This is a genomic window from Seonamhaeicola marinus, assembly GCF_008085455.1.
Map to the genome: position 1 here is coordinate 312 of NZ_VSDQ01000008.1, position 312 is coordinate 623.

1 protein-coding gene is annotated in these 312 nt (G+C 34.3%); it reads left to right on the forward strand.

The window, feature by feature from the left end; genetic code table 11:
* The coding region (locus FUA24_RS00090; protein WP_148539567.1) for an efflux RND transporter permease subunit at positions 1-312 on the forward strand (312 nt) is incomplete at both ends.

The following is a 312-nucleotide window of genomic DNA, read 5'->3' on the forward strand; positions in this document are numbered from 1 at the left end:
CTTATTTTAGTATGCCTAGAGAAAATTTCCCTGAAATTAAAGAAACTAAAATCTACATTAGTTCTATATATCCTGGTAACACTGCCGAAGATATTGAAAAACTTATAACAGACCCTATTGAAGACAAGCTAAAAACCGTTAGCAACGTTATTGAAATAACCTCAACATCACAAGAAGATTACTCTATAGTTGTAGTTGAATTTGATGAAAACATAAGTGTTGAAGCTGCCAAACAAAAGGTAAAAGACGAAGTAGACTCTGAAACTGCAGGTGAAGATTGGCCAACATTTAACGGCGCTAAAGTAGAACCCA